This is a genomic window from Streptomyces sp. W16 (assembly GCF_033194735.1).
Lineage (GTDB): Bacteria > Actinomycetota > Actinomycetes > Streptomycetales > Streptomycetaceae > Streptomyces.
On record NZ_JAWOAI010000370.1, the window covers coordinates 1 to 10,158 of the forward strand.

Consider the following 10,158-nt stretch of genomic DNA (forward strand, 5'->3'; position numbering starts at 1 on the left):
TCGCCGTGCCGGGCGCATTCCTGGACGACCGCCACCAGCGCCTTGCCTCGTGCCCAGCGGTCGGTGATCAATCGGGCGAGAGCCTCGGCCCGGCCCGGATCGCCGCGCCGGGCCAGCTCCCGGACCACTTCGATCAGTGCCCTGGCTCGCGCCCGGTCGTCGGTGATCGCATGGGCAAGGGCCTCGACCGCGCATGCCTACAGCACTCCCTCGCTGGAGTCGACAGCGGTGAGAACAGCCCGACCAGGCGGACGCCTTACGGTACGCCGCTCGTCGGAATGGCCGACGGCAGGGCAAGGGTCACCCGAAGGCGGTCCGCCTCGACCGCTGTCGCGCGGGCCGTCCGCAGCGCCCACCCCGGCCGGCCGGGACGCTGAGCGACCGACCGCAGCGCTCAGTCACAACGCGCCCCTGTACCCACAACCCTGGATTGCATAAACGTGCAGCGAAACGTATAGTCATGCCATCGATGAGGAGGGTTCCATGGCGGTACGTGCGGCAGTGGCCGGAGCGAGTGGATACGCGGGTGGGGAACTCCTGCGTCTGCTCCTGGCCCACCCCGAGGTCGAGATCGGCGCTCTGACCGGCAACTCGAACGCCGGACAGAAACTCGGCGCGCTCCAACCGCATCTGCTGCCGCTGGCCGACCGGGTCCTGCAGGAAACTACCCCCGAAGTTCTCGCCGGACACGACGTCGTCTTCCTCGCCCTGCCGCACGGCCAGTCCGCCGCCGTCGCCGAGCAGCTCGGCCCGGACGTCCTCGTCGTCGACATGGGTGCCGATTTCCGGCTGAAGGCCGCGGCCGACTGGGAGAAGTTCTACGGCTCCGCGCACGCCGGCACCTGGCCCTACGGCCTTCCCGAACTGCCGGGCGCCCGCGCCGCGTTGGAGGGGTCCAAGCGCATCGCGGTACCCGGTTGCTATCCGACGGCCGCCTCCCTCGCGCTCTTCCCGGCGTACGCCGCCTCCCTCGCCGAGAACGAGGCCGTGATCGTCGCCGCCTCCGGCACCTCCGGCGCTGGAAAGGCCCCCAAGGCGCACCTGCTCGGCAGCGAGGTCATGGGCTCCATGACGCCGTACGGCGTAGGCGGCGGCCACCGGCACACCCCCGAGATCATCCAGAACCTGGGTGAGGCGGCCGGTGAGCCCGTCACCGTCTCCTTCACGCCCACCCTCGCGCCCATGCCCCGCGGCATCCTCGCCACGTGCAGCGCGAAGGCGAAGCCGGGGGTCACCGCCGAGTCGGTCCGCGCCGCCTACGAGAAGGCCTTCGCCGACGAGCCCTTCGTGTACCTCCTCCCCGAGGGACAGTGGCCGGCGACGGCGTCCGTCTACGGTTCCAACGCCGTTCAGGTGCAGGTCGCGTATGACGAGGCCGCAGGCCGCATCATCGCGATCAGCGCCATCGACAACCTGACCAAGGGCACCGCGGGCGGTGCCGTCCAGAGCATGAACCTCGCCCTCGGGCTCGACGAGACCACCGGGCTTTCTACGATCGGAGTCGCGCCGTGAGTGTGACGGCAGCACAGGGATTCACGGCCGCGGGCATCGCCGCCGGGATCAAGGAGAACGGCAACCCGGACCTGGCCCTCGTGGTCAACAACGGGCCCCATCTCGCCGCCGCGGGCGTCTTCACCTCCAACCGCGTCAAAGCCGCGCCGGTGCTGTGGTCCGAGCAGGTGCTGAAGGGCGGACAGGTCTCCGCCGTGATCCTCAACTCCGGTGGCGCCAACGCCTGTACGGGGCCGAAGGGCTTCCAGGACACCCACGCCACCGCCGAGAAGGTCGCGGACGTGCTCGGCCTCAACGCCGCCGAGGTCGCCGTCGCCTCCACCGGACTCATCGGCCTCCTGCTCCCGATGGACAAGCTGCTTCCGGGAGTTGAGGCCGTCGCCGGTCAACTCTCCCCGCACGGCGGCGAGAAGGCCGCCATCGCCATCAAGACCACCGACAGCGTCCACAAGACCGCCGTTGTGACCACCAAGGACCGGTGGACCGTCGGCGGCATGGCCAAGGGTGCCGGCATGCTCGCCCCGGGCCTCGCCACCATGCTCGTCGTCCTCACCACCGACGCCGACGTCGAGAGCGACGTACTGGACAAGGCACTTCGGGCCGCCACCCGCACCACCTTCGACCGCGTCGACTCCGACGGCTGCATGTCCACCAACGACACCGTGCTGCTGCTCGCCTCCGGCGCCTCCCAAGTCGCCCCGGAGTACGCCGAGTTCGCCGAGGCCGTACGCGCCGTCTGCGACGACCTCGGTCAGCAGCTGATCCGCGACGCCGAGGGCGCCAGCAAGGACATCAAGGTCGAGGTGATCAACGCCGCGAGCGAGGACGAGGCCGTCGAGGTGGGCCGCTCCATCGCCCGCAACAACCTCCTCAAGTGCGCGATCCACGGCGAAGACCCCAACTGGGGAAGGGTGTTGTCCGCGATCGGCACGACCAAGGCCGCCTTCGAGCCCGACCAGCTCAACGTCGCCATCAATGGTGTGTGGGTCTGCAAGAACGGCGGCGTCGGCGAGGACCGGGAGAAGGTCGACATGCGCTACCGCGAGGTGCACATCGTCGCCGACCTCGCTGCCGGCACCGAGACCGCGACGATCTGGACCAACGACCTGACCGCCGACTACGTCCACGAGAACAGCGCGTACTCCTCATGAGCACTACCCGTAAGCACACCGCGCTGCCCAAGGCGCAGATCCTCATCGAGGCGCTGCCCTGGCTGACCCGGCACAACGGCAAGACCGTCGTCATCAAGTTCGGCGGCAACGCCATGATCGACGAGGACCTGAAGGCCGCGTTCGCCCAGGACGTCGTGTTCCTGCACCACGCGGGCCTCAAGCCCGTCGTCGTGCACGGCGGCGGCCCGCAGATCAGCGCCGCCCTCGACCGGCACGGCATCGTCAGCGAGTTCAAGGCAGGCCTGCGCGTCACCACCGAGGACGCCATGGACGTCGTACGGATGGTGCTCGCCGGGCAGGTCCAACGCGAGTTGGTCGGGCTGCTCAACCAACACGGGCCGCTGGCCGTCGGGTTGACCGGCGAGGACGCGCACACCATCACCGCCACCAAGCATCTGCCCGAGATCGACGGGGAGTTGGTCGACATCGGGCGGGTGGGCGAGATCACCGCGATCGACACGGGCGCGATCGAGGCACTGCTCGCGGACGGCCGAATCCCGGTCGTCTCGTCGATCGCCAGGAGCGAGGACGACGGACATGTCTACAACGTCAATGCTGATACGGCTGCTGCGGCACTCGCTGCCGCGCTGGGCGCCGAGACCCTCATGGTCCTCACGGACGTCGAGGGCCTCTACGAGGACTGGCCCAACAGCGACGAGGTGATCAGCCGCCTCACCGCCTCCCAACTGGAGAAGCTGCTCCCGGAGTTGAGCTCCGGGATGGTGCCGAAGATGGAGGGCTGTCTGCACGCCGTGCGCAACGGCGTGACCACCGCCCGGGTCATCGACGGCCGGGTCCAGCACTCGATCCTGCTGGAGATCTTCACCGACGAGGGCATCGGCACGATGGTCGTGCCGGACGAGCTGCCCGACCCGAAGTCCGCCAGGAAGAAGTCCGCCAAGAAGTCCGGCAAGAAGCAGGGGGATGCCGTATGACCGCGAATGAGGAGCTGACCCAGCGCTGGCAGGGGTCGCTCATGAACAACTACGGCACCCCGAAGCTCCCCCTCGTCCGCGGCGCCGGCGCCAAGCTCTGGGACGCCGACGGCAACGAGTACGTCGACTTCGTCGGCGGTATCGCGGTCAACGCGCTCGGCCACGCCCACCCGGCGATCGTCGAAGCCGTCAGCAAGCAGATCGCCGAACTCGGCCATGTCTCCAACCTGTTCATCGCCGAACCGCCCGTCGCCCTCGCCGAACGGCTCCTTGAGCGCTTCGGCCGGGACGGCAGGGTGTTCTTCTGCAACTCGGGCGCCGAGGCCAACGAAGGCGCCTTCAAGATCGGCCGCTTGACGGGCCGTCAGCACATGGTCGCGACCCAAGGCGCCTTCCACGGCCGGACGATGGGCTCCCTCGCGCTCACCGGCCAGCCCGGCAAGCAGGAGCCGTTCCTGCCGCTGCCCGGTGATGTGACGCACGTCCCGTACGGCGACGCGCAGGCCCTCGCCGCCGCCGTCACCGACGACACCGCGCTCGTCATCATCGAGCCGATCCAGGGCGAGAACGGCGTGGTCGTACCGCCCGCCGGATATTTGAAGGCGGCCCGCGCGATCACCGCCGCGCACGGTGCACTGCTCGTCCTCGACGAGGTGCAGACCGGTGTCGGCCGGACCGGGCACTGGTTCGAGTACCAGGCCCACGAAGGTGTGCTTCCCGATGTCGTGACCCTCGCGAAGGGGCTCGGCGGCGGACTGCCGCTCGGCGCCACCGTCGCCTTCGGACGCGCGGCCGAGCTGCTCCAACCCGGCCAGCACGGCACGACGTTCGGCGGCAACCCGGTCGCCTGCGCCGCCGGGCTCGCCGTACTCGACACGATCGAGGCCGAGGGTCTGCTGGAGAACGTGAAGCGGCAGAGCGAGAAGATCCGCGACGGAATCGAGGGCGCCGACGGCAGTTCTCGGCACCCGTTGATCGATTATGTCCGGGGTGCGGGCCTCCTCCTGGGTATCGTGCTCACCGAGCCGCTCGCGCCGCAGGTGCAACAGGCGGCTCAGGACGCCGGTTTCCTGGTCAACGCGCCCGCCCCCGATGTCGTACGGCTGATGCCACCGCTGAACCTCGGCGACGACGAGGCGGACGCGTTCCTCCGGGCGCTGCCCGGTGTCCTGGACGTGGCCAAGGGGGACGGATGATCCGGAGAATGAGTCGACGATGAGTCAGGCGCAGGAGCACGAGCACCCCGCGGGGCCGGCCGTGCCGCAGACCCGCACCGCCCGCCACCGCCGGATCGTGGACATCCTCAACCGGCAACCGGTGCGTTCCCAGAGCCAGTTGGCGAAGCTGCTGTCCGACGACGGGCTGAGTGTCACCCAGGCGACGCTCTCCCGGGACCTGGACGAGCTGAACGCGGTGAAGATCCGCAACAACGACGGCGACCTCATCTACGCGGTACCGAGCGAGGGCGGCTTCCGCACCCCGCGCGTGCCGCTGGGGGAGTCGGCGAAGGAGGAGCGGATGCGGCGGCTCTCGGCCGAGCTGCTGATCTCCGCGGAGGCCTCTGCCAACCTCGTGGTCCTGCGCACCCCGCCGGGCGCCGCCCAGTTCCTCGCCTCGGCGATCGACCAGGCAGAGCTGCAGGACATCCTCGGCACCATCGCCGGCGACGACACCCTGCTGCTGATCAGCCGGGACCCGCTCGGTGGCCAGGCCCTCGCGGACCATCTGCTGCGGCTGGCGCAGAACGACCACTGACCTGCCCGTACGACCGACGGGCTACGAGTCGGGGGCGCACCGGAGAGTTCCGGTGCGCCCCCGACTCGCATGGGGGATCCCTACCCGAGGCGGGCCGCCAGCCCGTCCGTGCAGCGCACTTCGTCGCCTGCCGTGATGAGCAGGGCTTCCACGTCCGGGAGTGATTCCAGCCAGGCCAGGCCCTCCCGTGAGCCCATCGCGAACGCGGCCGTGGCCCAGCAGTCGGCCCAGGTCAGCCGGGGTGCCACCACGGTGACGGCGACCAGGTCGGTCACCGCGGACTTGCCGGTGGACGGGTCCACGATGTGCGCCCCGCGCTCGGCCGTACCGGAGGTGGCGACCGCGAGTTCGTCGGTGCCCGCCGCGGAGATCACGGCCGCGAGACCGCCCGGGCGGAGGGGATCGGAGACGCCGACCCGCCAGGGCCGGTGCGCTCCCGGGGTGCCGAACATCTGGACGTCGCCGCCGCCGTTCACGCTGACCCCGCTCACCCCGGCCGCCGTCGCGATCAGCTCGGCCGCCCGCTCGGCCGCCCAGCCCTTCACGATGCCGGTCGGGTCGAGGCGGCCCTCGTAGTTCGTGCTGAACCAGCCGGAGCTGACCCGCTCCGCCTCGGCGCCCAGCTCAAGCACCTCGGCGACCTCGGCGTCGCACTCCGCGACGGTCAGTTCGCCGCGGGCCAGTCGCGAGACCTGGCTGTCGTCGCGGTAGGTGCTGAACACCTCGTTGACCCGGTGCAGTTGGGCGACCGCCTGTTCCAGCGCGGCCCGGACGGCCTCGGGCTCCCCGCCGCGGATGTCGAAGGAGAACACCGTCCCCATGACCTCCTCGGCGTGCCGCAGCGCGGCGGGAGCCTCCGCGGGATCGGTCACCGTGTCAGCCACCGGCCTTGTCCAGTGCCGACTGCAGGGACTTCTTGTAACCGCCGCTCGTGTACGTGGCACTCGACACGGAGTCGATGTTCGCGTTCCCGGCCGCGACGGCCTCCTGGTTGAGCTTGGGGATCGCCAGCGCCGTCTTCTGGTCGCTGGTCCCGCCGCTCGGGGCCTGCACGGCATCCGCCTTGGTGATCTTGCCGTTCGCGACCGTGATCCGGACCTGGACGGGCCCGTACTCGGTCGTCACGACATCACCGGTGACGGTCTTCGCCTGCGCGGCGGGCGCCGCGGCGGCCGAACTCTGGGACGGCGCCGCAGCACTCGCGGCCTTCATCTTGTCGATGGCCGACTGCAGGGACTTCTTGTAGCCGCCGCTGGTGTACGTCGCCCCGGTCACGGAGGTGATGTCCGCGCTCTGCGTGGCGACCACCTCCTGGTTGAGCTTGGGTACGGACAGCGCGGTCTTCTGGTCGCTGGTGCCGCCGTGCGGCGCCTGTACGGCCTCGGCCTTGGTGATCTTCCCGCCCGCGACCGTCAGGCGCACCTGGACGACCCCGTACTCGGTCTGGGTGGCGGCGCCCGTGACTGTCGAGGTTCCGGCCGCCGCGGCACCGCCCTGGGGCGACTCCTGCGCGGCGGCGGTCTCCTGGGCCGCCGCTCCCTGCGCGGACGCCGAGGAGGAGTCGGTCGCCGGCTTCAGGGAGAGCAGCAGAACGATCCCGGACACGGTGGCGGCGCTCGCGAGCAGAACACGCCGGATGGGGTGGCTCTTCTTCATTGCTCCTGACTCCCGTCGCTCACATCTCGAACGACTCGTGATGGATACGGCGGGCGGGAACCCCCGCGCCGCGCAGTGCTTCGTAGACCGACTGCGCGAAGCCGGGCGGCCCGCACATGAAGACGTCGTGGTTGTCGATGTCGGGCAGCTTCCGGCGCAGGGAGTCCGCCGAGATGTCGGGGCGCTCCCCGTCGGGGCTGTTGACCGCGTACATCAGACGGGCGCCGCGCTCGTCGGCGATCTTCGCCAACTCGTCCCACAGCGCCAGGTCCTGGGTGGTGTTGGCCCGGTAGAGCAGCGTGATGTCGCCGGCGGCTCCGGGCAGCGTCTCGAACAGCGCCCGCATCGGCGTGATGCCGACACCGCCCGCGACCAGCAGCACCTTGCCGCGGGTGCGCCGCTGCGAGGTCAGCGCGCCGTACGGGCCCTCGGCCCACACCTTCATGCCGGGGCGCAGTTCGCGCAGCCGTTCACTGTGGTCGCCGATCGCCTTGACCGTGATCCGCAGCATGTTCGGGCGGGGCGCCGCCGACAGCGAGTACGGGTGCGAGCTGAACCGCATCCCCGGCGCCAGGAACCGCCACCGGAAGAACTGCCCGGCCTCCGCGCCCATCCGGTGCAGCTTCCGCCCGCCGATCAGCACGGACACGATGCCGGGCGTCTCCTCGATGACCGCCTCGACGTACATCCGGTGCCGCATGTTGAGGCGGATCGGGGTGAGGATCCGGTACCAGACCACCAGCGCGGTCACCGTGCCGTACAGCCCGTACCAGACGGTCTTGGCGAGCGGCGTCAGCGCGAAGTCGTTGCCGGTGGTGATCTGGTGCCAGAACGTCAGGAACACCGCGCCGTACGTCAGCAGGTGCACGTGGTACCAGGTGTCGTACGGCAGCCTGCGGCGGACGGCGCCGATCGACGAGAGGCCGATGACCAGGAACAGACCGGTGCCGATGGCGGCCTTGCCCATGTCCGGCAGCTGGTTCACCGAGTCGATGGTCTGCTGGACGATGTCGCTCAGCGTCTTGCCCGCCTGGAGGGCGTAGCCCCACATGATGAGGAAGACGTGCGCGAAGACCAGACAGAGCGTGTAGCGACCGCTCATCGCGTGCCAGCGGGCGACCCGGTCGGAGCCGACCCGCCGCTCCAGGGCGGGCACGCGGGCCATCTGGAGCACGACCAGTGCCATCAGATAACCGGCCAACAGGCCGGTGATGCGGCCCGCGTTGAGGATCTTGCCGTTCTGGTCGGCGATGGACGGCGTGTTGTGCCACCACAGCCACAGCACCCCGACCGCGCCCGCCCAGACGGCGAGCAGCAGCAGGGTCGCTGGGGAGCGGCGCGGGCGGATGCGGCGCATCGTCTGTCGGCGGGCGGCACGTCCGCCTGCGAGCGTGGTGGTCACGGTTCCTCCGTGGACGGGGCACAAGGGGGGTGGCGTGGCCCCTTGGCCCTGAAGTACGTGCCGTTGCGCCCGTGCGTTCAGAGTCCCGCGGAGTCCAGTGCGGACTGGAGTGACTGGCGGTAACCATCACTTGTGTACGTGGCCCCCGACACCGTGTCGATCTTCGCGCTCTGCGCGGCCAGCGCCTCGCTCTTCAACTGGGGCAGGGCATAGGAGTTGATCTCCTGGTCGCGCGGATTGTCCGACGGCGACTGGACCGCGGTGACATCGGTGATCTTGCCGTTCTTCACGGTGATCTTCACCTGCACGGGACCCCAACGGGTCTGCGCGGTCTCGCCGGTGACGGTCTTCGTCCCGGCGACGGCCTTGCCGCTCGCGCCGCCGGAGGGAGCGGGCGTCGAGACGACCTGGGGCGCCGACGTCACCTCCGGAGCCGTGTGCGGCTTCAGCGCCAGCAACATCACCAGACCGGACGCGGTGACCGCGCTCGCCAGCACGATCCGGCGCAACGGGCGGTTCTTCTTCAACGGATGCACGACGGCCTCACAGCTCGAACGACTCGTGGTGGATACGGCGGTCCGGCACACCGGCGGCGGACAGCGCCCCGTACAGCTCCTGGGCGAAGGCGTGCGGACCGCAGATGTACACGTCGTGCGAGGCGAGTTGGGGCACAGCCTCGCGCAGATATGCCGGGGTGAGCGAAGGCCGTTGCCCCTGCGGCCCGTTGAGCGCGTACAGCACCTTCGCCCCGCGCCACCGTGCGATCGCCTCCAACTCGGCGCCCAGCGCCAGGTCTTGGGCCGTACGCGCCCGGTACAGCAGCGTCACCTCGCCGGGCAGCGTCTCGAACAGCGCCCGCAGCGGGGTGATCCCGACCCCGGCCGCGATCAGCAGCGACTTGTGCGCGGTGCGCCGGTCGGCGGTCATCGCGCCGTACGGTCCCTCCGCCCACACCCGGGCACCCGGCCGTAGCAACGCCACCGCCGCGCTGTGGTCGCCGAGCGCCTTGACCGTGATCCGCAGCAGGTCCCGGCGGGGCGGCGCCGACAGCGAGTACGGCGTCGACGTCCAGCCCATGCCCTCCCCGAAGAACCGCCAGCGGAAGAACTGCCCCGCCTCCGCGCCCAGTTCGTCGACACGCCGCCCGCGTACGACGACGGAGTACACGCCCGGCGCCTCCCGGTGCACCGACTCGACCCGCAGCCGGTGCCGCAGGTTGAGCCGTACCGGCGCGAGCACGCGGAACCACAGCACCAGCGCCGCGACGCCCAGGTACAGCGCGTACCAGGCGGCCGTCGCGCCGGCGTGGCCGTTGAACTCGTTGCCCAGGCTCAACTGGTGGAAGAAGGCGAGGAACACGGCGACGTACGTGAGCAGGTGGACGTAGTACCAGAACTCATAACTGAGCTTGCGGCGCGCGGCGCGGGCCGAGGTGATGCCGACCGCGAACAGGATCAGCGCACCGGCCGTGCCCTTCAGCATGTCCGGGTAGTCCAGGACCACCGTGACCGTCTCGTGCACGATCGAGGCACGGTCCTGGGCGGCGTACCCGAGCAGGATGAACACGACGTGCACGACCAGCAGGCAGATCGTGTAGCGGCCGGCCATCGCGTGCCAGCGCGCCACCCGGTCGGAGCCGATCCGCCGCTCCAGCAACGGCACCCGAGCCATCAGTCCCACGAGCACCGCGCAGGCGTACCCGCACAGCAGCCCGGCGATCCGCCCG

Annotated in this window: 10 protein-coding genes; 5 read left to right on the top strand and 5 right to left on the bottom strand. The window is 70.3% G+C overall.

The genetic code is table 11. The features are described 5' to 3' along the window. Positions 1-483: 483 nt before the first annotated feature. From argC to R6V09_RS36070, 5 genes are read left to right on the top strand one after another with little or no spacing between them, the layout of a single operon-like run. Complete coding sequence (gene argC, locus R6V09_RS36050) at positions 484-1,512, top strand: N-acetyl-gamma-glutamyl-phosphate reductase (RefSeq protein ID WP_317885678.1); 1,029 nt, start codon at positions 484-486, stop codon at positions 1,510-1,512. Continuing rightward, the gene (gene argJ / locus R6V09_RS36055) at positions 1,509-2,663 is read left to right on the top strand and encodes a bifunctional glutamate N-acetyltransferase/amino-acid acetyltransferase ArgJ (protein ID WP_317885679.1); all 1,155 of its coding nucleotides are present in this window, start codon (positions 1,509-1,511) and stop codon (positions 2,661-2,663) included. The genes argC and argJ overlap by 4 nt, the downstream gene beginning before the upstream one ends. After that, entirely contained in the window at positions 2,660-3,619 is a 960-nt protein-coding gene (argB, locus tag R6V09_RS36060; protein ID WP_317885680.1) for an acetylglutamate kinase, read from the top strand. Before argJ ends, argB begins: the two co-directional genes overlap by 4 nt. Beyond that, positions 3,616-4,815, top strand: a complete 1,200-nt coding sequence (locus tag R6V09_RS36065; protein ID WP_317885681.1) for an acetylornithine transaminase — start codon at positions 3,616-3,618, stop codon at positions 4,813-4,815. Before argB ends, R6V09_RS36065 begins: the two co-directional genes overlap by 4 nt. 19 nt (positions 4,816-4,834) lie before the next feature. Beyond that, positions 4,835-5,374, top strand: coding sequence for an arginine repressor (locus tag R6V09_RS36070; RefSeq protein WP_317885682.1), 540 nt, complete (start codon positions 4,835-4,837; stop codon positions 5,372-5,374). Between the two features lie 80 nt (positions 5,375-5,454). Here R6V09_RS36070 and R6V09_RS36075 read toward each other — a convergent pair whose 3' ends face one another. The 5 genes from R6V09_RS36075 to R6V09_RS36095 form a co-directional block, all read right to left on the bottom strand. After that, the gene (locus R6V09_RS36075) at positions 5,455-6,258 is read right to left on the bottom strand and encodes an FAD:protein FMN transferase (RefSeq protein ID WP_317885683.1); all 804 of its coding nucleotides are present in this window, start codon (positions 6,256-6,258) and stop codon (positions 5,455-5,457) included. Next, on the bottom strand, positions 6,251-7,030 hold the full coding sequence (locus tag R6V09_RS36080; protein ID WP_317885684.1) for an FMN-binding protein: 780 nt from the start codon (positions 7,028-7,030) through the stop codon (positions 6,251-6,253). Before R6V09_RS36080 ends, R6V09_RS36075 begins: the two co-directional genes overlap by 8 nt. Before the next feature lie 19 nt (positions 7,031-7,049). Further along, complete coding sequence (locus tag R6V09_RS36085) at positions 7,050-8,432, bottom strand: ferredoxin reductase family protein (RefSeq protein ID WP_317885685.1); 1,383 nt, start codon at positions 8,430-8,432, stop codon at positions 7,050-7,052. Positions 8,433-8,509: 77 nt separating this feature from the next. Further along, on the bottom strand, positions 8,510-8,968 hold the full coding sequence (locus R6V09_RS36090; protein WP_317885686.1) for an FMN-binding protein: 459 nt from the start codon (positions 8,966-8,968) through the stop codon (positions 8,510-8,512). A 7-nt stretch (positions 8,969-8,975) separates the two neighbouring features. Continuing rightward, positions 8,976-10,158, bottom strand: a 1,183-nt coding sequence (locus R6V09_RS36095) for a ferredoxin reductase family protein (protein WP_317885687.1), incomplete at its 5' end; no start/stop codon positions are given.

Coding starts and splice junctions, on each gene's coding strand:
- R6V09_RS36070 (WP_317885682.1), top strand. CDS start 4,835: ATGAGTCAGGCGCAGGAGCACGAGCACCCCGCGGGGCCGGCCGTGCCG.
- argC (WP_317885678.1), top strand. CDS start 484: ATGGCGGTACGTGCGGCAGTGGCCGGAGCGAGTGGATACGCGGGTGGG.
- R6V09_RS36065 (WP_317885681.1), top strand. CDS start 3,616: ATGACCGCGAATGAGGAGCTGACCCAGCGCTGGCAGGGGTCGCTCATG.
- R6V09_RS36080 (WP_317885684.1), bottom strand. CDS start 7,030: ATGAAGAAGAGCCACCCCATCCGGCGTGTTCTGCTCGCGAGCGCCGCC.
- argB (WP_317885680.1), top strand. CDS start 2,660: ATGAGCACTACCCGTAAGCACACCGCGCTGCCCAAGGCGCAGATCCTC.